21 protein-coding genes and 2 rRNA genes are annotated in these 24,158 nt (G+C 40.1%); 19 read left to right on the forward strand and 4 right to left on the reverse strand.

From position 1 onward, the window contains the following. The first annotated feature begins 124 nt into the window (after positions 1–124). Positions 125–3,046, forward strand: a 23S ribosomal RNA gene (locus tag F8M42_RS01950). 161 nt (positions 3,047–3,207) lie between these two features. Next, positions 3,208–3,324 (forward strand): 5S ribosomal RNA (rrf, locus tag F8M42_RS01955). A gap of 173 nt (positions 3,325–3,497) precedes the next feature. On the opposite strand, the gene hemW is transcribed toward rrf, so the two are convergent. Both hemW and lepA read right to left on the reverse strand, forming a co-directional pair. Beyond that, positions 3,498–4,631: a radical SAM family heme chaperone HemW gene (hemW, locus tag F8M42_RS01960; RefSeq protein ID WP_182187734.1), complete on the reverse strand. Its 1,134-nt coding sequence runs from the start codon at positions 4,629–4,631 to the stop codon at positions 3,498–3,500. Between the two features lies 1 nt (position 4,632). Continuing rightward, positions 4,633–6,426, reverse strand: coding sequence for a translation elongation factor 4 (gene lepA / locus F8M42_RS01965; protein ID WP_326832813.1), 1,794 nt, complete (start codon positions 6,424–6,426; stop codon positions 4,633–4,635). Between the two features lie 271 nt (positions 6,427–6,697). Here lepA and F8M42_RS01970 point away from each other — a divergent pair, with 271 nt between their 5' ends. Continuing rightward, the gene (locus tag F8M42_RS01970; protein WP_182187736.1) at positions 6,698–7,273 is read left to right on the forward strand and encodes a hypothetical protein; all 576 of its coding nucleotides are present in this window, start codon (positions 6,698–6,700) and stop codon (positions 7,271–7,273) included. A gap of 68 nt (positions 7,274–7,341) precedes the next feature. Here the strand turns inward: F8M42_RS01970 and pfp are convergent, their stop codons facing one another. Together pfp and sigH are read right to left on the reverse strand one after the other, a co-directional pair. Then, positions 7,342–8,583, reverse strand: coding sequence for a diphosphate--fructose-6-phosphate 1-phosphotransferase (pfp, locus tag F8M42_RS01975; RefSeq protein ID WP_182187737.1), 1,242 nt, complete (start codon positions 8,581–8,583; stop codon positions 7,342–7,344). A gap of 17 nt (positions 8,584–8,600) precedes the next feature. After that, positions 8,601–9,299: an RNA polymerase sporulation sigma factor SigH gene (gene sigH, locus F8M42_RS01980; RefSeq protein ID WP_182188591.1), complete on the reverse strand. Its 699-nt coding sequence runs from the start codon at positions 9,297–9,299 to the stop codon at positions 8,601–8,603. A gap of 528 nt (positions 9,300–9,827) precedes the next feature. On the opposite strand from sigH, the gene radC reads away from it, so the two are divergent. From radC to F8M42_RS02060, 16 genes are all read left to right on the forward strand, one after another. Continuing rightward, on the forward strand, positions 9,828–10,523 hold the full coding sequence (radC, locus tag F8M42_RS01985) for a RadC family protein (RefSeq protein ID WP_229711398.1): 696 nt from the start codon (positions 9,828–9,830) through the stop codon (positions 10,521–10,523). 98 nt (positions 10,524–10,621) lie between these two features. Then, positions 10,622–11,656 carry a rod shape-determining protein gene (locus tag F8M42_RS01990; RefSeq protein ID WP_182187738.1) on the forward strand — a complete coding sequence of 345 codons (1,035 nt, stop codon included), beginning with the start codon at positions 10,622–10,624 and terminating at the stop codon, positions 11,654–11,656. An 11-nt stretch (positions 11,657–11,667) separates the two neighbouring features. Beyond that, positions 11,668–12,579 carry a rod shape-determining protein MreC gene (gene mreC, locus F8M42_RS01995; RefSeq protein WP_182187739.1) on the forward strand — a complete coding sequence of 304 codons (912 nt, stop codon included), beginning with the start codon at positions 11,668–11,670 and terminating at the stop codon, positions 12,577–12,579. Next, positions 12,576–13,067 (forward strand): rod shape-determining protein MreD, encoded by a 492-nt coding sequence (gene mreD, locus F8M42_RS02000; protein ID WP_182187740.1) that lies wholly within the window; start codon positions 12,576–12,578, stop codon positions 13,065–13,067. The genes mreC and mreD overlap by 4 nt, the downstream gene beginning before the upstream one ends. A 45-nt stretch (positions 13,068–13,112) precedes the next feature. Continuing rightward, positions 13,113–14,966 (forward strand): penicillin-binding protein 2, encoded by a 1,854-nt coding sequence (mrdA, locus tag F8M42_RS02005; RefSeq protein ID WP_407672864.1) that lies wholly within the window; start codon positions 13,113–13,115, stop codon positions 14,964–14,966. Between the two features lie 98 nt (positions 14,967–15,064). Continuing rightward, entirely contained in the window at positions 15,065–15,712 is a 648-nt protein-coding gene (minC, locus tag F8M42_RS02010; protein ID WP_182187742.1) for a septum site-determining protein MinC, read from the forward strand. Positions 15,713–15,723: 11 nt separating this feature from the next. Continuing rightward, the gene (gene minD, locus F8M42_RS02015) at positions 15,724–16,512 is read left to right on the forward strand and encodes a septum site-determining protein MinD (protein WP_182187743.1); all 789 of its coding nucleotides are present in this window, start codon (positions 15,724–15,726) and stop codon (positions 16,510–16,512) included. Positions 16,513–16,526: 14 nt separating this feature from the next. Continuing rightward, positions 16,527–16,817: a cell division topological specificity factor MinE gene (gene minE / locus F8M42_RS02020; RefSeq protein WP_182187744.1), complete on the forward strand. Its 291-nt coding sequence runs from the start codon at positions 16,527–16,529 to the stop codon at positions 16,815–16,817. A gap of 107 nt (positions 16,818–16,924) precedes the next feature. Next, positions 16,925–17,914 carry a lysylphosphatidylglycerol synthase transmembrane domain-containing protein gene (locus F8M42_RS02025; protein WP_182187745.1) on the forward strand — a complete coding sequence of 330 codons (990 nt, stop codon included), beginning with the start codon at positions 16,925–16,927 and terminating at the stop codon, positions 17,912–17,914. Between the two features lie 40 nt (positions 17,915–17,954). After that, positions 17,955–18,986, forward strand: a complete 1,032-nt coding sequence (gene ruvB, locus F8M42_RS02030; RefSeq protein ID WP_182187746.1) for a Holliday junction branch migration DNA helicase RuvB — start codon at positions 17,955–17,957, stop codon at positions 18,984–18,986. 33 nt (positions 18,987–19,019) lie between these two features. Then, complete coding sequence (locus tag F8M42_RS02035; RefSeq protein WP_182187747.1) at positions 19,020–19,628, forward strand: epoxyqueuosine reductase QueH; 609 nt, start codon at positions 19,020–19,022, stop codon at positions 19,626–19,628. 147 nt (positions 19,629–19,775) lie between these two features. Further along, complete coding sequence (locus F8M42_RS02040; protein WP_182187748.1) at positions 19,776–20,528, forward strand: hypothetical protein; 753 nt, start codon at positions 19,776–19,778, stop codon at positions 20,526–20,528. A 213-nt stretch (positions 20,529–20,741) separates the two neighbouring features. Continuing rightward, positions 20,742–21,260: a hypothetical protein gene (locus tag F8M42_RS02045; RefSeq protein ID WP_182187749.1), complete on the forward strand. Its 519-nt coding sequence runs from the start codon at positions 20,742–20,744 to the stop codon at positions 21,258–21,260. 353 nt (positions 21,261–21,613) lie between these two features. Beyond that, entirely contained in the window at positions 21,614–22,081 is a 468-nt protein-coding gene (gene tnpA, locus F8M42_RS02050) for an IS200/IS605 family transposase (protein WP_182186775.1), read from the forward strand. Between the two features lie 196 nt (positions 22,082–22,277). After that, on the forward strand, positions 22,278–23,225 hold the full coding sequence (locus F8M42_RS02055; protein WP_182187750.1) for a phosphodiester glycosidase family protein: 948 nt from the start codon (positions 22,278–22,280) through the stop codon (positions 23,223–23,225). 9 nt (positions 23,226–23,234) lie between these two features. Then, a complete protein-coding gene (locus tag F8M42_RS02060; protein WP_182187751.1) occupies positions 23,235–24,113 on the forward strand; it encodes a hypothetical protein in 879 nt (292 codons plus the stop codon). The last annotated feature ends 45 nt before the right edge of the window (positions 24,114–24,158 follow it).

A 24,158-nucleotide genomic window follows, 5' to 3' on the forward strand; every position in this document is an offset into this window, starting at 1 on the left:
ATGACTTAAGCTGAAGGTGACGTTTTAAGGCAGGACCTTAAGACGTATAAGTCCGGCTGCAGGGCCGGATGACCTGGAGAAGCAGAAAGGAGCCCGTAAAGGGCGGCTGGAGCGGATTCGGGAAAGTTAAGCGAATAAGGGCATATGGTGGATGCCTTGGCGCCAGGAGTCGAAGAAGGACGCGGTAAGCTGCGAAAAGGTACGGGGAAGAGCAAGCATCTATTGAGCCGTACATGTCCGAATGGGGCAACCCGGCAGGAGAAGTCCTGCCATCCGAAAGGAAGACAAACCCGGGGAACTGAAACATCTAAGTACCCGGAGGAAGAGAAATCAAACGAGATACCCAAAGTAGCGGCGAGCGAAATGGGCACAAGCCCAAACCGTATCACTTCGGTGGTACGGGGTTGAGGACTGACAAAAAGGATGGAACGTTTAGGCGAATGACCTGGAAAGGTCAGGCACAGCGGGTAAAACCCCCGTAGCCGAAAAGCGGGTCATCCGGGTCAGTATCCAGAGTATCGCGGGGCACGAGGAACCTTGCGAGAAACAGGGGGGACCACCCTCCAAGGCAAAATACTACCTGGCGACCGATAGCGCATAGTACCGTGAGGGAAAGGTGAAAAGAACCCCGGAAGGGGAGTGAAATAGAACCTGAAACCGTATGTCTACAAGCAGTCGAAGCTCCGTAAGAGAGCGACGGCGTGCCTATTGAAGAATGAACCGGCGAGTTACATTATATTGCGAGGTTAAGTGGAAGACACGGAGCCGAAGCGAAAGCGAGTCTTAAAAGGGCGGCAAGTAATATGGTGTAGACCCGAAACCGCAGTGATCTATGCATGTCCAGGTTGAAGCGCAGGTAAAAATGCGTGGAGGACCGAACCCGTGAGTGTTGAAAAACTTTGGGATGAGGTGTGCATAGGGGTGAAATGCCAATCGAACGCGGAGATAGCTGGTACTCCCCGAAATAGCTTTAGGGCTAGCCTCAAGGGAACATTACAGACGGTAGAGCACTGATCAGGCAAGGGGGCGTAAAGCCTGCCAACCCTAGTCAAACTACGAATGGCTGTAATAAAATACTTGGGAGTCAGACTGTGAGTGATAAGACCCATAGTCAAAAGGGAAACAGCCCAGATCACCGGCTAAGGTCCCAAATGCTGTGCTAAGTGGAAAAGGATGTAGGACTTCATAAACAACCAGGATGTTGGCTCAGAAGCAGCCACCATTAAAAGAGTGCGTAATAGCTCACTGGTCGAGAGGCTCTGCGCCGAAAATGACCGGGGCTCAAGCACAGAACCGAAGCCGTGGCAGGATATAGAAATATATACTGGGTAGGGGAGCATACTGTATGCGACTGAAGGTGTACCGTAAGGAGCATTGGAGCGTACAGCAGAGAGAATGCCGGTATGAGTAACGAAAAGAACAGTGAGAATCTGTTCCACCGAAAGTCTAAGGATTCCTGGGCAACGCTCGTCGACCCAGGGTAAGTCGGGACCTAAGCCGAGGCGAAAAGCATAGGCGATGGACAACAGGCGAAAATTCCTGTACCGTTGTATTTTGACTGAGCGAAGGAGTGACACAGCAGGCAGCTCGAGCGCGCGGATGGAAGAGCGCGTCGAAGCCGGTAGGCTGCAGTAAAGGGAAATCCGTACTGCAAAAGGCCGAGAAGTGACAGATAGGCGAATCTGCGGAGGAGCCGAATTTGAGCATGCCACACTGTCGAGAAAAGCTTCTAGCGAGAAATGCAGCGCCCGTACCGCAAACCGACACAGGTAGACGGGGAGAGAATCCTAAGGTGCACGGGACAACCCTCGTTAAGGAACTCGGCAAAATATATCCGTAACTTCGGGAAAAGGATAGCCGCAGGCTGTGAAGTCCGAACGGACGGAGCGGCAGGCGGTGGCACAAGAGAGGCCCAAGCGACTGTTTAGCACAAACACAGGTGCCTGCGAAAGAGCAATCTGACGTATAGGTGCTGACACCTGCCCGGTGCCGGAAGGTTAAGAAGAGGAGTCAGGAGCAATCCGAAGCCCCGAATTGAAGCCCCGGTAAACGGCGGCCGTAACTATAACGGTCCTAAGGTAGCGAAATTCCTTGTCGGGTAAGTTCCGACCCGCACGAAAGGTGTAACGACTTGGGCACTGTCTCAACGAGGGACCCGGTGAAATTGAAATACCTGTGAAGATGCAGGTTACCCGCGACTGGACAGAAAGACCCCATGGAGCTTTACTGTAACCTGGCATTGATATTCGGTAAATGACGTACAGGATAGGTGGGAGACTTGGAATTAGAGGCGCAAGTCTTTAAGGAGTCATTGTTGGGATACCACCCTTCATTTAACGGGCATCTAACTGAAAGAGTAACGAACTTCAAGACAGTGCCAGGCGGGCAGTTTGACTGGGGCGGTCGCCTCCGAAAGAGTAACGGAGGCGCCCAAAGGTTCCCTCAGCGCGGCCAGAAATCGCGCAAAGAGTGCAAAGGCAGAAGGGAGCTTGACTGCGAGACCAACAAGTCGAGCAGGTGCGAAAGCAGGGCTTAGTGATCCGGTGGTTCCGAGTGGAAGGGCCATCGCTCAACGGATAAAAGCTACCCTGGGGATAACAGGCTAATCTCTCCCAAGAGTCCATATCGACGGGGAGGTTTGGCACCTCGATGTCGGCTCATCACATCCTGGGGCTGGAGCAGGTCCCAAGGGTTGGGCTGTTCGCCCATTAAAGTGGTACGTGAGCTGGGTTCAGAACGTCGTGAGACAGTTCGGTCCATATCCATCGCGGGCGAAAGAAACTTGAAGAGGGCTGCTCCTAGTACGAGAGGACCGGAGTGGACGAACCAATGGTGTACCAGTTATCCCGCCAGGGGTACAGCTGGGTAGCTACGTTCGGAAAGGATAAACGCTGAAAGCATCTAAGCGTGAAACCAGCTTTAAGATGAGGTTTCCCAGAACGCAAGTTTGGAAGGCACCTTGAAGAAGACGAGGTAGATAGGCCGGGAGTGGAAGTATGGTGACATATGAAGCGGACTGGTACTAATAAGCCGAGAGCTTAACTTGATTTCATCAAAAAAAAGAAATGTTTGGTCAGAGATTTTCTTCTGTGAAGTTTTGAGTGTGCAAGAACACTCGAGAGTATATAGGTAAAGGAAAAGCAGCAGATAAGTTTCCTGGTTACTGTATATACCGGCTGAGGTGCTGAGGCACTGAAGGCCAGGACATCTGGTGGCGATACCTGGATGGATCCACCTGTTCCCATTCCGAACACAGTAGTTAAGCATCCACAGGCCGAAGGTACTTGGGGGGCAGCCCCCTGGGAGATTAGGTCGCTGCCGGTTTGAAAGCGTCTATGATTTTAGTTTGACTATTGTCATAGACGTTTTTTTATATCTTTTTATAAATAACGCGCTCACAGTGTCCGACTTTATGGGCATTGTTGCTGCGAATAAACAATAAACCAGAATAAACAAATAAACCAGCTGTAGATTTTACAGCTGGTTTATTTGTTTATCTATTGCAGGAAACTTTCGAAGGCTGTATTGCCGAATTTCATGCCCAGCGGTGTCAGACACAGATGTTCCTTATCTTCTGACAACAAATGCTGTGATTTCAATTTATTTATACTTTCGCAGTAGATATCATATATATTACAATTAAAAGTATCCTTAAATTTAGTCTTATTGATACCATCGACTGTTCTCAGCGCCAAAAAACAAAATTCCTCCATCCATTTTTTACGATCAAGTGTTTCTTCTTTTATTGATGGAAGAAGATTATCATTGCACGTTTTTATATATTTATATACATTATGAGTATTATAGGTACGTTGTTGATTATAATATGAATGAGCGGCACAGCCTATCCCCAAATAAGGTTTATCCTGCCAATAAGTCATATTATGGCGGCTTTCAAAAGTGGGTTTGGCAAAATTTGATATCTCGTACCGATAAAATCCATGCAGTGGTAAAGTATTGGTTATATAATCATACATTTGTTCAACAAGTTCATCATTTGGTAATGATAGTTTGTTGTTAAGCTGCATGTGGGCAAATCGTGTCCCCTTTTCAATTTGAAGACCATAAATAGATATGTGCTGGATATCTTGATTCAAAAACCAATTAATACTCTCAGAAAGCATTTTAAGGCTTTGTGAGGGCAATCCATACATAAGATCCAGGCTTATATTTTTTAGGCCGGCTTTTTTAGCATCATCAACAGCTGTTTGAACTTGTTTGAAATTATGAATGCGTCCTAAAAATTTTAGTAGATTATTTTGTGTTGCCTGAACACCAATACTTAAACGATTTATACCATACTGGTTTAATTTTTGTAAAGAATCAAGTGATACAGTTCCTGGATTTGCTTCCAATGTAATTTCGGCATCGGAAGATACAATAAATTTTGCGGAAACAGCAGATAATAATATGCCGATTGACTCTGGTGGCAATAATGACGGTGTGCCGCCGCCAAAGTAGATGGTGGATATCTTTAGTGGGCCTAAAATTTGTCGGCGTAAATTTATCTCCTTAATAACTGCTGTGATATAATCATTATAAAGCGTTGTACTATTAGCTGCTATTGAAGGAAAATCACAGTAAAAACATTTTTGCCGGCAAAATGGTACATGAATATAAAGTGAAAACATGTCAATCAACTTTCAAGATTGCCATAAAGGCTTCTTGTGGTATTTCTACACTGCCGACCGATTTCATACGTTTTTTTCCTTCTTTTTGTTTTTCTAGTAATTTGCGTTTGCGGGTAATATCGCCACCGTAGCATTTTGCTAAAACATCTTTACGCATGGCGCGAACAGTTTCTCGTGCGATTATTTTATTGCCTATTGCGGCTTGTATAGGTATTTCAAACATTTGACGTGGTATGATTCCTTTGAGTTTTTCAGCTAATTGACGGCCACGCTGCTGTGCCCGGTCAATATGAACTATGGTGGAAAGAGCATCAACCATTTCACCATTCAATAGAATATCCAGTTTAACCAATTTAGACTGCTGGTAACCGGCCAGTTCATAATCAAGAGAAGCATAACCTCGTGTGGTAGATTTTAATTTATCAAAATAATCGTAAATTATCTCATTGAGCGGAATGTGATATGTGAGCATAACTCTATTATCAATATAATCCATGCTAATAAATTTTCCGCGTTTATCCTGAGAGATTTCCATTACGGCACCAACATAATCATTAGGAACGATAATAGTGGCTTTGACAAAAGGTTCTTCCATATGCTCGATTTCTGTCGGTGGAGGCAATTGTGTCGGGTTGGAAACTTTTAACATAGATCCGTCGGTCTTATATATATGGTAAATAACACTGGGAGCGGTAGTTATTAATTTTAATTTGTATTCACGTTCTAGTCGTTCTTGAACAACATCCATATGCAATAGTCCCAGGAAACCACACCTGAAACCAAAACCCAAAGCTATAGAGGTTTCTGGCTCAAAAACCAAGGCGGCGTCATTGAGTTGTAATTTTTCTAAAGCGTCTTTTAGATTATCGTAATCACTGCTGTCTACCGGATACAGGCCACAGTAAACCATCGGCGTAACGCCGCGATAACCGGGGAGGGGTTTATCGGTAGGATTTGATACACTGGTTATAGTGTCACCGACACGAATATCCTTGACGTTTTTTAAGCTGCCGGCAACAAAACCAACCTGTCCTGCGCAAAGTTCATCGACATTGATAGGCGCCGGGTGAAAGCAGCCTATATCAGTAACTTCAAACGTCTTGCCGGTTGACATCATTTTAAGTTTCATGCCGGGTTGGATTTTTCCCTGAAAAAGTCGTATATGGGCAATTGCGCCTTTATAAGAATCAAAATATGAGTCAAAAATAAGAGCTTTTAAGGGCTTATTTTCATCACCCGTTGGTGCGGGAATTTTATTGACGATTTCATCCAATATTTTATCAATACCCAGTCCTGTTTTAGCACTGCATAAAATGGCTTCACTGGCATCGAGACCGATGATGTCTTCTATCTCTTGTTTTACATGATCCGGATCAGCACTGGGCAGGTCTATTTTGTTTATCACGGGGATAATTTCCAAATCATGTTCAAGTGCCAGATAGACATTTGCCAGCGTCTGTGCTTCGACACCTTGGGCGGCGTCGACGACCAGTAAAGCACCTTCACAAGCTGCCAGACTGCGTGATACTTCATAGTTAAAATCAACATGGCCGGGGGTATCAATCAAATTTAATTCGTATAATTGGCCATTTTTCCCTTTATAATGCAAACGTACTGTTTGAGCTTTTATGGTGATGCCGCGTTCACGTTCTAAGTCCATATTGTCGAGTACCTGGTTTTCCATTTCACGTTCACTTAAAGTGCCGGTCAATTCTATCAATCTATCGGCAATCGTTGATTTTCCATGGTCGATATGGGCGATTATTGAAAAATTCCTTATATATCTTGCGTCCAATTTAAATGACCCTTTCTTAAATAACATGTTTTGTATATAATTATAACGAGTTTGCATATTTTTGTGAAGAAAATGATAGCGGATAATTGAGGTTTATTTTATAGGATAATAATATTTAACATTAGTTTATTAAAAATAATCGCCAAATTTAGTATATATTGGTATAATTTATGGCATAGACAAATTAATATGATAATGTATGATAATAAAAGATAGTTATATTAAAATGAAATTATTTCAGAAATTAGAGAAGGAGCAAAAATTATCCATAATGTTTAGTAATCATGATGTGGCAGGGAAATTAGAGCTTATTGGTCGAATGAAACTATTGGCAGGAATACTTTTGGTTGGTGAATTATTATCAATAGGATGGGTATTGATTTTCTATTTTTTATATTCAGGGCAGGAAGTGGGGAATTTATCGGTCAGTTGGCTGTTGTTTATCGGAATGATGGTGCCTTTTAATTGGCCTGGAGCTGTAGTGTGCGCCATTTCGAGTTTGTTTTTGCCGACTAATGCGGTAATTATTTTAACGGCAGGTGCATTGATAATTTTAGTTTTATTGGTAAATTGGGCTGTATGGGATCCCGACCCACAACATTACAATTTTTTGGTAAAAGGCATGCGCTTAGAAATAATAAAATCAGTTCTTTTTATGCTGGCAGGTTGTTTCATAGCATTAGTAGATACAAACGGGCGTGATGATATCATTTACATGGCTGTGGCAGTTTATGAAGCGGGTTCGGCTATTAATATAATAATATTTAATAAATTCATTATGGTATTAGACCGAATGGATTATCGGGAAGTATTTCAAACCGATGGCAAGAAGCCTTACGGACAATAACAGCCCTATGGGCAAAAACTTGCGCATAAGGCTGTATTATAAATAGTCAATGGAATTATTTATAAAATTTATTCAAACATATACAGATATCTTTTTTTAAAATCTTCCGGAGTCATATTATATAATTTGGCAATTTCTGGATTGTCAAGATCTTCTCGTTCCAAGCGCTGCATGAAACTGCGGGCAATTTTATAACTGACGGAGTCAATATTTACCTTGCGAACGAAGGTTTTTCCCGTAGTAGGATTTTTTAATTCTTCAAAATACATAGGAATGGCACGGCTCCCTTGAACCGATATCATAGCACCGCTGCCACCCTTTAGGAGAAATTGTACAGCAGCATAACCCAGCATTGTGGTATAATCTATATCATAGGCAATAGGTGCGGCACAGCGCAGTTCATAACCGATTTCTTTATCAACGATAGATAATTTAATACCAAGCTGTTTCATTTCGTTTACAATAGCTTCTTTCAAGATTTCACCGAAATCAAGTTCAGCATAGCGTATATGGCCATGTTCGTCACGGGAAATTTTACCAAGTTTGATAAAGTCTTCCGGGGCAATTTTCTCTAATACTCCTTCAGCAATTACAGCTACGCCGTAATTACGTCCGATCATGTTTCGTTTGATCATTGCGCCGACAAGAATATCAATTAGGTGCTGTAAGGTGATCTTGTACTGAGGAAATTCTTCGGGAATAATAGTAACAGCAGCACCCGCTGAACGACCGATACCAAGCGCTAAATGGCCTGCTGTGCGTCCCATGGCAATGGCCAAGTACCAGCGATTATTAGTGGTACGGGCGTCTTCGATGAGATTTTCGATTTCTGTTGTGCCGAAAGCCCGCGCTGTTTCAAAGCCGAAAGTTGGGACGTTTTCCGGTAATGGTAAATCGTTGTCAATGGTTTTTGGAACATGAACGACATTGATGAAATGTCCGGTTTTCTTTGAATAAGCAGCCACAGCAGCTGAACTGAATGCCGTATCATCACCACCGATAGTTAAAAGATGTGTGACACCAAGCTCGGTGAGTGTGTCGACTACACGCTTTAGATCTTCCTCGTTTTTAGTGGGATTAAAGCGTGACATTTGTAAAATACAGCCACCGGTCAAATGAATATGGCTGGTGTTGTCATATACTAGTTCGACGTATTTTTTTTCACCCTTGGCAAGATGAAAAAAACCTTCATATATGCCTAACACTCTCCACCCGTTACGTGCGGCTTCCGATGTGACTGAGCGAATAACACTGTTGATGCCAGGGGCCGGACCGCCGCCACAGATAATTGCAATGGTTTTTTGAGACATATAATTCCCTCCTTTTGTTAATTGTGTCTGGGATTTAAACTGAAATATAAGTCATTAAAATGTTTATTAGTCCGTGAAGCTTGTTTGAATGAGTGAAAATCTTCCGCTTTGGCACGGCTGTTCATGTATTTTTCAAGTTTGCGCTTTACGCGCTGGAGTGCATTATCGATTGATTTTACGTGGCGATTTAAATCGCCGGCTATTTCCTGATATGATTTACCATCAAGATAAGACATTAGAACTTTCCATTCGAGGTCACTTAAAATTTGTTCCATTTTCCCCTCAATGGCAATAAATTCTTCGCGATTTATCATAAGTTCTTCAGGATCACTGACGGCATTACCAGATAAAATATCGAGTAAAGTACGATCAGAATCCTCGTCGTAGATGGGCTTATTAAGAGAAATATACGAATTTAAGGGAATGTGTTTTTGCCGGGTGGCGGTTTTTATAGCTGTTATAATTTGGCGTGTTACACATAATTCGGCAAAGGCGTGAAAAGATGATAATTTTTCATTGCGAAAATCACGAATAGCTTTATAAAGACCAATCATGCCTTCTTGAATGATGTCTTCGCGATCAGCGCCAATCAAAAAATAGGAACGGGCTCTGACCCGAACAAAATTACGATATTTTTTAATTAGAAATTCCAAGGCAAATTTATCATGTTTTTCTCTTATTTCAAATAAAAGCTCTTCATCGGTAAATTTTGCCATGATTTCTTCTGGATTTTCGTTGGCAGATACAGTATCGGCAGGATTAGTTGTTGTAACTGTAGTTTTGTCAGTAGAAGATTGGCTCATTAGAGTATCGTCACCTGATTTATTTTCAGTATTAGGGTTATCGAAAGTGTTATTCTCAGAAAGTGAATTCATTAGCATCATCGCTCCAGTTCGGAAATATGACGATGCTTTCGCGTCATTTCCAAAATATAATAGGTTAATATTTAACTACATTATAAATTATTGATATCTTAACTGAAATTATACATTAGCAATATTGCCTAGTCAAGTAAGACAAGGTCTTTGAGGATTTTAAAGCACATTTTATGAATGTGGCTGTAAAATAATATTAATATATTTTATGATATTTTTTTATGGTTTTGCTAAATACCATTGTCTTAGAGTAATTTATTTGGTATAGTATTTTTGTTACAATATATGCGGTTTAATCAAATAGTGCTTATTGGAACTTAGGATTTTTTCAACTTCATAGTTTAACAGTCAGGTTTAGAGGACCTCATTATGGTTAAAAACACTATGGTTCGTGACTTGCCCGAGCAGGAACGGCCGCGCGAAAAACTTATATCATGCGGGGCACAGGGATTGAGTAATGCTGAATTGCTGGCTATTTTACTGCGCTCGGGGACAAAAGAGATGTCGGTTTTACATGTGGCCGAAAATTTATTGTCGTTGTATAAAGAGCGTGGCTTGTCAACGATAGTGAATTTGTCGGTGACACAAATCAGTAAAGTACATGGTATAGGGGCTGTTAAGGCAGCAACTATTTTGGCTGCCGTAGAATTAGGACGGCGTATAGCACAGGAACCGCTTGGCAGAAAATTTTCATTGAACACTCCAGTAGATGCAGCAAATTATCTTATACCACGTTTAAGATATGAAAATAAGGAAAAATTTGCTGTAGTTCTTTTGAATGTGAAAAATCAAGTATTATCCTTTAAAGTGATATCAATAGGTATTTTAAATGCATCATTGGTTCATCCGCGTGAGGTATTTAATGAAGCAATAGTCAATTCGGCATCGTCAATGATATTAGCACATAATCATCCAAGTGGTGATTGTGCACCGAGCGATGATGATATGGCGGTTACTGATCGTCTGGTAAAAGCTGGTCGGATAATCGGGATAACAGTTGCAGATCATATAATCATTGGTGATAATAAATACATGAGCTTTAGGGAACGAGGTCTGATGAAGTGAACTCGATGGTGGGGAAGATCGGTACTCAATAGCAGTAATAATTTATAGCAGGGATTTTGAAAGTTTTTATATGAGGGTTGAAGGGAGTATTTATTATAATGTGGAATTTGTTTGGTGGATTTTCCCACGATATGGGGATAGATTTAGGGACTGCTAATACACTGGTGCATGTGAAGGGGAAAGGTATTGTTTTGCGTGAGCCATCAGTTGTTGCAATAGACCGTGATACTAATAATGTTTTGGCAGTGGGGGAAGAAGCAAAGCGGATGATTGGCCGTACTCCTGGCAACATTGTTGCAATACGGCCGATGAAGGATGGAGTTATTGCGGACTTTAACATTACGCAGTCGATGTTGAAATATTTTATTGGTAAGGCAATGAATCGCAGTTCGTTTATTAAACCGCGTGTTGTTGTTGGAGTCCCATCGGGCGTGACGGAAGTGGAAAAGCGCGCTGTTGTTGATGCTGTCCGTCAGGCTGGTGCCAATGAAGCTTATTTGATTGAAGAACCGATGGCGGCAGCTATTGGTGCGGGTCTTCCCGTAGAAGAAGCGACCGGCAGTATGGTTGTTGATATTGGCGGGGGGACTACGGAAATAGCTGTAATTTCTTTAGGCGGTATAGTTACAAGTTGTTCAATACGCATTGGCGGTGATGAAATGGATTCATCAATAGTGCAGTATATAAAGCGGATGTATAATCTTATGATTGGCGAACGTACAGCTGAAGAAATAAAGATAAATATCGGTACGGCTATTGCACCGGAACAAAGTAAACATATGGAAATCCGCGGACGTGATCTTGTAAGCGGACTGCCTAAGGTATTGGATATAAGTGATCATGAAATCGAGGAAGCATTGCGTGAACCTGTGCATAAAATAGTTGAAGCAGTGAAAAATACGCTAGAACGCACTCCGCCGGAGCTGGCTGCTGATGTTATGGATCATGGTATAATGATGACAGGCGGTGGTGCATTGTTATCTAATTTGGATAAATTACTCAGCAAGGAAACGGGTATGCCGGTGCTTATTGCAGAGGATTCATTGTCATGTGTTGGTGAAGGTACAGGAAAATCACTGGAAAATATTGATCTTCTGAAGCGTGTTATGATGACGACGAAGAAACTAAAATAAGAAGAATGAGTATGCAGACAAATGAACCAATGGGGAAAAAAATATGGATACTTATAGTTGTTTTGCTGGGTATATTCTGTACCATGTTTTTTTCGGCTAAAGATAGAGTTTCCATACCTTTGACAAATCGCGCTGTTATAACTTTATTAGCACCTTTTCAGAGCTTTTCGTCAGCATTGGGCAGTAAAAGCGGCAGCATCATCAATGCTTTAAATGAACTGATGAGTATGTATCAGGAAAATAAGCAGTTGAAAGCTGAAGTGACAACTCTGCGTGAAGAAAATTTGCATGATAATGAACTTGAGGCGGAAAATCAGCGTTTAAAGGGTTTGCTTAATTATAAAGAATCAACAAAACAATTTGATTTGGTAACAGCTTCCGTTATAGCACGTGATTCTGCCACGTGGATAAATAATGTAGTAATAAACCGTGGTAGTAATGATGGTATAAAGAAGGATATGCCGGTAGTAACCCCGGATGGGTTAGTCGGTGCAGTAATCGATGTTTATGGCAGTTATTCCGTGGTGGCTTTGATAACTGATCCGAGGGTAGCTGTGGGGGCTTTGGTCCAGCGCAGTGATTCGAGAGTGGCCGGCATCGTAAAGGGTGACATAGATAAACAAGTAGATATTCATATGGAAAATATATCAAGGGCAGCCGATATACAGCCAGGTGACCAGATAATAACGTCTGGTTTGGGCGGAATATATCCAAAAGGGATATTTATAGGAACAGTAGATGAAGTAGGTAATGAAGCCGGCGGGCTGCTTAAATATGCAGCGATAAAACCAGCTGTTGACTTTCAAAAACTGGAAGATGTTGCCATTATTGTTAATTCGCGTGAATTATCACCTGAAGTATTAACTAGACAGATGCAAAAGGCAGCAGATGGAGGCAGCCGGGAAACGGGTACGGCAAAATGAAAAAAAATTTGTCATGGATAGCTGTTTTCCTTATCGCATATGTGCTGCAAACGTCATTTTTAAATTTATTTTCATTTAAAAATGTAAATGTCGATTTGATTTTGTTATTGACAGTATCATATGCTTTGACACATGGGTACCGTTTAGGTACTTTTGCCGGATTTTGTGGAGGCCTTTTACAGGATATTGCTTCCGGTACATTTTTGGGATTTAATACTTTAAGTAAAATGATAATAGGTTTTGGTTTCGGTTTGATGATAGGTCGCGTTTATGAAGGAAAAATTCTTCTGCCGCTTGTTTCATCAGTCGTGGCAACAGCCGCTAATTATGTTATACTAATAATTGTAGTATTATTGCTTGGCTATCGGGTAAACTTGATACAGAGTCTATATAATTTATTATTGATACCATTGATTTATAATCTGGTATTTTCATATTTTGTACATAAAGTAGTATGCTGGTTGAAAAATAAGAGTTTTGACAGTTAATTGAGGCACCTTTCAGGGTGTCTTAATTAATAGGTATGAGGAGAAATCAGCTTGGGATCAAGAGATACAACAAATAGATTAAAAGCCTTATCCATTATCTCTATACTGGTAATATTTGTGCTAATTATTCGTTTGGGATATTTGCAGATATATCAGGGGGATTTTTATAGAAAGCAGGCTGAGGGTAATCGCATAAGGATAATTCCTACGATGGCATCGCGGGGGACAATGTATGACTGCAATGATAATCCGGTGGTTATGAACCAGCCAGGTTTTACTGTGGCAATATTACCTTTAGATGAAAAAATAAAACCTGAACTGATAGATAATTTAGCAGTACTCTTGAAAATGGATAGAAAAAGTATTGAAGAGAAGATAAAAAAACACCAAGGGTTTGATCCAATACGGCTCAAGACAAATGTCGGGCCGGAAATCTGGACGATATTGGAAGAACAAAAGGAAAAATATCCAGGAGTAGTAGTGGAAGCCCAGCCAATCAGGGATTATATTTATAAAACAGTAGGAGCCCATACCTTTGGATATGTCGGTGAAATAAATGAGGAAGAATTAAAAAAACACAATGATGATAATTATAAGTTGGGTGATATTATTGGCAAATTTGGACTGGAAAAAGTATATGATGAGTATTTGCGGGGTACACCAGGTGGCGAGCAGGTTGAGGTTGATGCCACGGGGAAGCCTGTTCAAATATTAGGGAAAAAAGAACCAATACAGGGCAAGGATCTCCATTTGACGATTGATATGGGACTGCAGTTAGCGGTGGAAAAAGCCATTGATGATCGGCTGAGCGAAATTCATGCCCATGCGGCGGCGGCAGTGGTTATGAATCCGAAAACGGGAGCTATTTTGGCTATATGCAGTCGACCGTCTTTTGATCCTAATAAATTTGCCGGAGGAATTTCAGAAAAAGATTGGAATCAAATAAATAGCAATCCTTATCATCCTATGGATAATAAGGCCATAACAGGTGAGTACCCACCTGGATCCATATTTAAGATAGTGACAGGCACAGCTGCGCTTAATGAACATAAAGTTACACCGGAAGAAATAATATTCGACCCAGGTGTATATTGGCTGGTACCTAAACACAATGCTGATGGAGAAGCTTTAGGTCCGATAAACTTTAGTCAGGCATTGGCACATTCGGATAATGTGTATTTTTATGAAATGGGAAACCGGGTAGGCATTGACACATTGGGAAAATATGCAAAATTATTTGGGCTTGGTGAAAAAACTGGTGTTGATTTGCCTTATGAGGCAAGTGGCTTGATTGCCAGCAAGGCTTATAAGAAAAAGGTTTATAATGAAGATTGGTATCTTTCAGAAACACTGGATGCCGCTATTGGACAGGGGTTTAATCTTGTAACACCGATTCAGGCAGCTATGATAATGAGTGAAATTGCCAATGGTGGTACCAGGTATAAACCATATCTGGTAAATGATATAACCAATCCGGATGGCTCGGTTTATAAACATTTTGACCCGGTGGTGGAAGGACACTTGGATGGAGTTGATCCTGCTTTTATAAAATTGATTCAGCAAAGTTTGTTAGAAGTTACTAGAATTGGTACAGCAGCCTCTTTTTTTGGCGGTTCTTTTCCCGTAAACATAGCAGGCAAAACAGGGACAGCAGAAAATCCACATGGGGCTGATCATGGCTGGTTTGCTGCTTATGGGCCATATGAAGATCCCAGTATAGTAGTGGCAGTCATTGTAGAAAATGGTGGATATGGAGCACAATCAGCAGTTCCAATAGGCAAAGCAATTCTTGAGGCAGCCTTTCACCTGGTACCGGAACCACCGTTGGTTGATCCACAGACAGCAACATCGGCTGCGTCTAATAATGATATTAAATCTGGTGTAAAAGTAAGTCATTAATTGATGACGCAGGCAGGAATATGCAATGCCTAAAGAGAATTCATCTAAGATAAGTATCTATAAGTATATAAAATCATGGATAAGCAGGATGTATGATTATGGGTGAAGAAGTTGTATTTAAGGGAAGTCGGTCTGGTCTGAAATTGGTTCTGACTAATACGGCCGATTTCCCGACAATTGAAAACTTAATAAGGAAAAAGCTGGATTCGTCGTTTAATTTTTTTCAAAAGGGAACAATAATTCAATTAGAAGCGGAATGGACAAATAAATCTCAGAAACAGCAATTAGAAAAACTTTTTGAAACATATGGATTGGTTTTGCAAAATACAAGTATAACAAAACAAGTTCAAAGAGATGCGGCCGCTAATAATAAGAAAATAGAAAGTACTGCAGAAGAAAAGGCTAGAACAGCAAAAAAAACAATTATAAATCAAACGATACGGAATGGGCAGGAAGTAATATCCGATGGTTCTGTTGTTATTAATGGCAATGTAAATCCCGGAGCGACAATAATTGCCGGAGGGAATATAGATGTCAGAGGATCATGCCGTGGCATTGTTCACGCGGGAGCATTTGGAGATATAACAGCTGTAGTAATGGCGGATCATCTTATTCCCATGCAGATACGGATTGCCGATATGGTGGCACGCGCACCGGATAAATGGATGTCTAAAGCCGACGCTCCCTATCCGGAGAAGGCTTATATCAACGGCGGACAAATTATTTTGGAAGCAATTAACCGGTAGGAGGAAGGCATATGAGTGAGGTAATAGTCATAACATCGGGAAAAGGCGGAGTCGGTAAGACAACAACTACTGCTAACATCGGTGTGGGACTGGCTATACGCGGGAATAAAGTGGCACTTATTGATACGGATACAGGACTTAGAAATCTTGATTTATTGCTTGGTCTAGAAAATAGAATTATGTATGATTTGGTTGATGTAGTAACAGGCCGTATCCCTTACAAAAAAGCGTTAGTACGTCATAAAAAACACGAAAACTTATTTTTGCTGCCAACTTCACAGATCAGAGATAAAAGTTCAGTTAATGGTCAGCAGTTGGTAGATGTCTGCAATCAGATGCGCGGCGAGTTTGATTATATATTGATTGATTGTCCGGCTGGAATCGAGCAGGGATTTAAGACTGCGATAGCGGCAGCAGATTATGCTATTGTTGTTACTATGCCGGAAATTTCGGCTGTACGGGATGCAGATAAGATTATTGGTGAACTTAACCGTGCGGATAAAGATCATATAAAACTTATTGTTAACAGAATACGAAGCCATATGGTGGAATCAGGTGATATGCTAAATATGGATGATATAAATGATATATTAGCCATAGAATGTATTGGACAAGTGCCTGATGATGAAATGGTAGTGACTTCGACAAATCGCGGTGAACCGGTGATTTCCAATAAAAAGTCTCTGGCAGGTCAAGCCTATAACAATATAGTAGGACGAATTTGCGGAGAACAGATTCCCTTTCTTGATTTTCGTAAGAAATCATTGTTTGATAAACTTAAACAGATATTGCATGTGTGAAGGGGGTATATCTCATGTTAAAAGCTGTTATGAGGTTGTTTGGTCATGATGATAAACCATCAGGAAGAATAGCAAAAGATCGGCTGCGTGTTGTACTCATACATGACAGAGCTAATATTTCACCTGAAGTTATCAATCATATAAAAGATGATATAATCAAAGTGATTTCAAACTATATGGACATCAATCAGCATGAAATGGAAATAAGTTTATCTGATGATGAAAACTCGGTGGCCCTGTTGGCTAATATACCGGTGAAACGAATAAAACCACAAGTTATGTCTTCACGTAATATGCATAGATGATAAACAATAATACGAACAGAAGAAATGGCCTTTTGGTGAAACAAAAGGCCATTTCTTACGGAATAAGATATAAAATAATATTTATCACGGGAGATAGGGAGATTTAAATGTTTTACAAACGCCTTATAGTGTTGTTGCTGTTAGTCGGAGTTATCTCTTATTGTGTAATATATTTTACCGTAGATATAAATACATTAAAAACTTTAATTGATTTTCAACCATGGTCAATTGCCGCGGCATTCTTTAGTGTTGCTATTGGACTTTTTTTGGATGGATTAAGACTGACACAGCTGATTAAAATATCCGGCGAAAAAATAACTCCCCTGCAAGCTGCAAGAGTAGTTTTTGGCAATTATTTTTTAGCCTTACTGACACCTGGATTTTCTGGTGGAGCGGTAGCTCAGTTGATGTTTTTGCGTCACGCGGATATTCCTATAGGAAAAGCAACGGTCATTGTAATCGTGCGTACGCTCGTTTCTATAGCATTTTTATTTGTCTGTATGCCGTTTATTTTATTGAGTGATGATGGAGTCCTGCCATGGATATCAAATGAAACTTTGTTATTTGTTTCAATATTGGCAATCGGAGCTGTTGCACTTTTAGTATGGGCCATGGTAAGTGGTTATTTTGATAAAGTGGCGATATTCATTGCTAAAAAAATATCCCACAAAAAAGGCCGCAAATTAATCGGCTTTTACCGTGATAATAAAAAAGCTATATTGCTTTTGGCATCATCGCCGGCTGGCTTGTTAAAAGTCTTTATTATATCAGGATTGAGTTTGATTGCTCTTTATTCAGTCGTTCCCTTTTTATTGCTGGGTCTGGGGGTAGATATTAATTGGGCGCTGGTAATGGGGCGGATGATTTTTTTGAATATATTTTTGTATTTTTCACCTACACCTGGTGGCTCAGGAATAGCAGAAGGCGGATTTGTTTTGTTATTTAATACGATAGCTCCGGTTGGCACAGTGGGTGTAGTAGCGGTGGCATGGCGCCTTTTTGCAGAATATATACCGTTCTTAGTAGGATTTTATTATACGCTCAAATCATTTGGGCGTAGTTTTTTGGGGAAATCTTCATTAAAAAAGACTAGTTGATGTATATTGAATATGATTTTTAATTTTACAGGAGAATGGCATGGAAAATAATGAAAACCGTATTATTGCGGGAACCGAAAATGATATGGATACATGGCAGTACAGCCTTCGTCCTAAAAAATTAAGTGAATATATCGGTCAGGATAAGGTTAAGGAAAATCTGGAAATATTTATTAAAGCGGCGATATCACGTGGTGAAGCACTTGACCATGTGCTTTTATATGGCCCCCCAGGGCTGGGTAAAACAACATTGGCATCGATAATAGCTAATGAATTGGGAGTTAATTTTCGTGTGACCTCAGGTCCGGCAATTGAACGCTCGGGAGATTTAGCAGCTCTTTTGACTAATCTTACGGAAAAAGATGTATTATTTATTGATGAAATACACCGTCTGTCACATAGTGTGGAAGAAGTGCTGTATTCTGCAATGGAGGATTTTGCTCTTGACATAATAATTGGCAAAGGCCCGTCGGCACGTTCCATACGGCTTGATATTGCTCCTTTTACTCTTATTGGTGCAACGACAAGAGTGGGAGCACTGGCATCACCTTTGCGTGACAGGTTTGGTGTTGTGTCCCGCTTGGAATATTATGAACCTGAAGCATTGGTTTATATTATAAAAAGGTCGGCGGAAATATTGGAAATTGCTATTGAAGATCGGGGCGCTATGGAAATAGCTCGACGGTCACGCGGTACACCACGAGTGGCTAACCGCCTGCTGAAACGGGTGCGTGACTTTGCCCAGATAAAAGGTGATGGAGTCATTACTGATTCGATAGCTGATAGAGCCTTAGCTATGCTTGAGGTCGATAAGGCAGGATTGGATAATATTGACCGGCGCATGCTCATGACGATGATCGATAAATTTGGCGGCGGTCCTGTGGGTGTTGAAACACTGGCGGCAGCGATAAGTGAAGAGCGTGATACTATTGAGGATGTATATGAACCGTATTTATTACAGCTCGGTTTTATTAATCGTACACCGCGTGGACGGGTCGTCACAGCCTTGGGGTATAAACATATGAATTTACCGATACCTAATGTCGAAAATCAAAGCCTGTTTGATGGATGAAGTATGTGTTTATAAACTGTAAGAAGGGTAGATATGAAAGTATTACTACATATGTGCTGCGGGCCATGCTCCTGTTATCCGGTTAAACAGCTGCGGGCTGAGGGACACGAATTGTCCGGTTATTTTTTTAACCCCAACATACATCCGTATAAAGAATTTAAACGACGGTTTGATACTGCAATAGAGTTTGCAGAAAAAGTTGATTTGCCCATACAGATAGATCGAAACTATCAACTTAGAGATTTTTTGTGGCGGGCTTTATCTGCGGAAAAACGTGAAGAAACATTGACAGAAAAACCGCGTTGCCGCATGTGCTATGCCTGGCGGCTGCATCAGACGGCAGTATATGCCAAAGAAAACGGTTTTGATGCATTTACATCAACATTATTTGTCAGTCCTTATCAGCTGCATGATGTAATGAAAGATGTTGCAGAAAAAATATCACGGGCAGAGAATATACCGTTTTTGTATGAAGATTTCCGTCTCGGTTGGAATGAAGGCGTAGAGATTTGTGAAAATCTTAATTTGTACAGACAACCTTATTGTGGATGTATTTTCAGTGAAGAAGAACGCTATAGTAATAGGTGGAAAAAAGAACATAAAAAGAAAATGAAAAAACTGCGGGAAGAATTGCAGGGATAAAGGTCGGCTTTGGATAATTATATTCAAGGTCGATTTTTTTTGAATTAAACAGTATATAATACAAATAAACTTGATAGTCAGATATCAAGTTATATAAAGGTGTTATAAACATTCGAATAAAAACGATTTTAAGGAGTATTGATACTTATGAATAAAACAGAGCAATTTCAAGTCAGTGTTGCGGCAGGGAAAAGATTGATAGCTAAGGCTGTTATTAATATGGAACAGATAAAAATTGCATCGCAGGAACATACTGTGGTAATTATTTCCGGCAGCACCAATGGGTATGTGGCAGAGGAACTTTTAAAAAAGATACAGCAAAAAGACGATTTTTCCAAGGAGAGTTTTCTACGAGGGGTTAATGTTATACATGGTGCCAAGATTCCAAAAGGAAAGTGGTCAAATACTGATGTTGTTATAGAAAAAGGTATATGGGTAAAAGGGAAAACAATATTTGATGTAGCGGCTGATTTGGGGAAGAATGATATTATTTTGAAGGGGGCAAATGCTGTGCAGCCAGATAGGAAACTTGCCGGCATACAAATAGCAAATCCTAAACTTGGAACCAGCGGGCCAATTTTAGAAGCCGTTTTAGGCAGACGTGTACAATTGATTTTGCCGGTAGGTTTAGAAAAACGTGTTTTTGGCAATATCGTGGAAATGGCTGAATTGATTAATGATTCATCAACATCGGGTACCAGATTATTGCCAATTACAGGGACGATAATTACTGAGTTAGAAGCCATAAATATTCTTTCTGGGGCACATGCCGAATTGATAGCTGCAGGGGGAATATTTGGCGCGGAAGGCAGCTGTCGATTTGCCGTGAGCGGAACTGATAAACAGCTTACTAAGATGGCAGATATAATGCATGTTGTTCAAAAGAAACCTTTTTTTTAGTAGATGACTTGTTTTTGCCGTAAGGATGATTGATAGATTATAATATAGCTGTGAAATATAGTAATATTATGATAATAGGATAATTTTCTCAAAATTATCCTTATGTATGGTAAAATGCATATATGCTGTATATAACAGAATTTGACATATAATACCAAGAAGCATTATATTATTACGAATGAACAATTACTATAATTAGGGAGAAATGGATAAATGAGTGAGAATCTTAATACCGTTAGATGGGGAATTCTCTTGTCGGTTATTACTATATTATTTGGTTTTATTATAGGTGCAGCTATGGGAGGTGCTGAATCACAGATAAAAGACTACTGGATGACATTGGCACAACCCGGATTAGTGAATGTATATCAAAATGATCCTCAGAAAATAACAGATATTATAAACAGTTCATGGAAAATGCTGCAACGGGCTCATATGCATGCTGCTGCAATAGGAACTGCAGCATTGGTAATGTCGGTGATAATGGCTAATTTAAATGCGGGAGAACGTTGCAGACAGATCGTGACTTTTATTTTAGGCTTGGGTGGATTAGGTTATTCTTTATCTTGGTTTTTAGTGGCACTGCGTGCACCTGTAATAGGAAACGTTCATATTGTGAAGGAGTCATTATTTTTCCTGGCGGCACCGTCAATTGGCATGCTGCTGTTGGGAACAGTAATTGTTATAGTGATGGGCATAAGGTCTATCTTTATATATCGCGCTTACTATTGATATAAGTGTATTCAATATTACGATATGCAAATTGATTATAAACACCGCTTAATATTATTTTGGGCGGTGTTTGTAATGTAAAAGTATTACAGAGTTATGGTTATGGGATATTTGTTGATTAATAAGTGTAGGATAAGAATGATAATCTAATTTATAAAAATATTAAATTATGGCGATTTTAAGTAAAAGTTAAATTTATTGGCTTTATTAGTAGTTGTTTTTAATAACTGTTCAAAATAATCCACCGGCTCAGCCGGCGGAATCGAAGGTTTTGACTTTAGTCGAAAAAAAGTCCCTGTTATAATAAATGCAGGTCTAGCCAACCGCATAAAAATAACAGGGAGGACTTTATCATGAAAGATAAAGATATACAAAGTTTAGAACATACAAAGTGGAGATGTCAATATCATATAGTATTTTCACCAAAATATCGTCGAATGGAAATTTATGGAGAATTGAAAAAAGATATAGGATGGATATTAAGAAAACTGTGTGAGGATAAAGGTGTTGAAATTATAGAAGCAGAAGCTTGTCCAGATCATATACATTTATTGTTGAGTATTCCCCCAAAGTATAGTGTTTCAAGTTTTATGGGATATTTAAAGGGGAAAAGCAGTTTGATGATATTTGATAGGCACGCAAATTTAAAATATAAGTATGGAAGCAGAACCTTTTGGTCAAGAGGATATTTTGTAGATACAGTAGGAAGAAATAAGAAGCAGATAGAGAATTACATTAGAAATCAGTTACAACAAGATCAAATAACAGATCAGATAAGTTTAAGGGAATTTGTAGACCCGTTTACGGGTAGCAAGAAGTAAAAGGCAAAAAAAAACCCCTTTAGGGGTCGCTCGAAAAAGAAAAACGTTGGTTAGACCTTTCGGACGCCCCTTGAGGGGCTTATGTTAGTAATATGCCCTTCCAGGGCTAGAACAAGCCTCCAGTTTACTGGAGGTCATGACACTATAATAGATGACATGGCATAATACCATGATAATAAACATTTTGGGGAGACCAATGAAAAAGCGCATTTTAAAAAATGGTGCAAAATTTTTAGCTACAGTGTTAATACTATTTATACTTACGGCACCATTAATAATATTATTTGGACCATTTGAAAACTTGAAGCGTACGGTAGTTGGGGCAGTGTTGAAAAGTAAACATCCTCAATATATTACGTGGCTCTTTAGCCAGGAGGAACTTGCCAAAATCGTAGGAGAAGATAGTGCGGCACCAGAGCAAAAACTATTTAAACTTAACGCCCGAACCGATTCATCGCTTAATTTGCAAACGATAGAGGCAGCACGTTATAAGGGATTTTTGCTGGAAATATCTAATCCGAAACGAGTACAGGTTGCAACTGCTGAAAATTTGGGAGAAAAAGGAGAAACAACCAGTAATATTGCAATTGCTAATGATGCTTTGGCAGCAATTAATGCCGGAGGATTTTATGATGATAATGGCACAGGGACAGGTCGTAAACCGTATGGTTTTATAATTCATCAGGGGAAATTTTTACTAGGAGAAACCTCATTGCCAACAGAGATAAATGAATTTGTAGGTTTTAATAAAGAAGGAAATCTGCTTGTTGGTAAGTACAGCAAAAAGACATTGGAAGAATTAGGAGTACAGGAGGGAATTTCTTTTGGCCCGCCACTTATTGTTAATGGTGAGAAGACAATTAACAACGGGGATGGCGGCTGGGGAGTCGGACCACGTACTGCCATCGGACAGCGCCGCGATGGTACCGTATTATTTTTAGTCATTGATGGCCGTCAGCCGGGATATTCGTTAGGAGCAACTTTGCGCGATGTTCAGGATATTTTATATGAACAGGGTGCATATACGGCGGCAAATCTGGATGGCGGCTCGAGTTCAACGTTGTATTTGAATGGAGAAGTTGTTAATAAACCAGCGGATTTATTGGGCGAACGAATGATTCCTACAGCATTTATCATAAAATAGGAGAGGTATATGAATATACGTAGATTTATTTACGCATTTGCTTTAGTGGTTATTGTGCAGTGCGGCGTTTATTATTATATAGATAGAATAGTGCTGGCGCCAACAGAAAGCTTTCATATTGGAGATGGCAAACAGCAAACACTTAACTTAGCCGAAAATAATGACGGGAAGGTTTTTTATTCTTATGATAAACGTTATGCGGCTAAAGTAGAGGATGATAAGATAACAGTTTATGATTCAAATGACAAAAATAAAAAAGCGGAACAGGTTGACCTGGCCGGAGCAAAAGTATCTTTTTTTGAGTGGCTGCCCGATAGAAATCTCGCTATTTTAGCTACATATGGACAAGATCCTGCCACAAGAAAATATGGTGTATATATAAGGCAATATAATCCATTGATGCCTGATCATAAAACAGCTGCACAGCTTAAGGATGTTCCGGATAACAGTAAAATAGTTGATGCGGCATATTCTACAGCGACAAATGTGATATATATGAAGTTAAAAGTGGGGGAAGATCGTTATCGTATTTACCGTACTGATGCCAATTATGATACTCGCCGTATCTATGTTCAGGCTGAAAATATCGGCAAGATTGCTGTGTTTCCCGATAAGGATATTTTTTTATATGATAATCTTAAGTCAGGAACGGTGTATATGTTGAATGGTACGAGCGGTGGCTGGCGGGTGATATCACCGACAGGAAAATTCCGTTTGATCGGTGCTGAAAATGAAAATATTTTTATTGCTAAATATGACGGGAATGACAGTAACCTGGTGATCGCAGCTTATCGCGGCCAATTAGGCATAGGTTTTCATAAGATCATGGCTTATGAAAAACCAGCTGATTTTTCTGATGTGACAATGGACAGTGTACGTAACATGTAAATAAAAAAACAGTTTAGCTGAATTTTATTAGTTCAAATTCAGCTA

It is taken from the genome of Pectinatus frisingensis, assembly GCF_014076555.1.
Lineage (GTDB): Bacteria > Bacillota > Negativicutes > Selenomonadales > Selenomonadaceae > Pectinatus > Pectinatus frisingensis.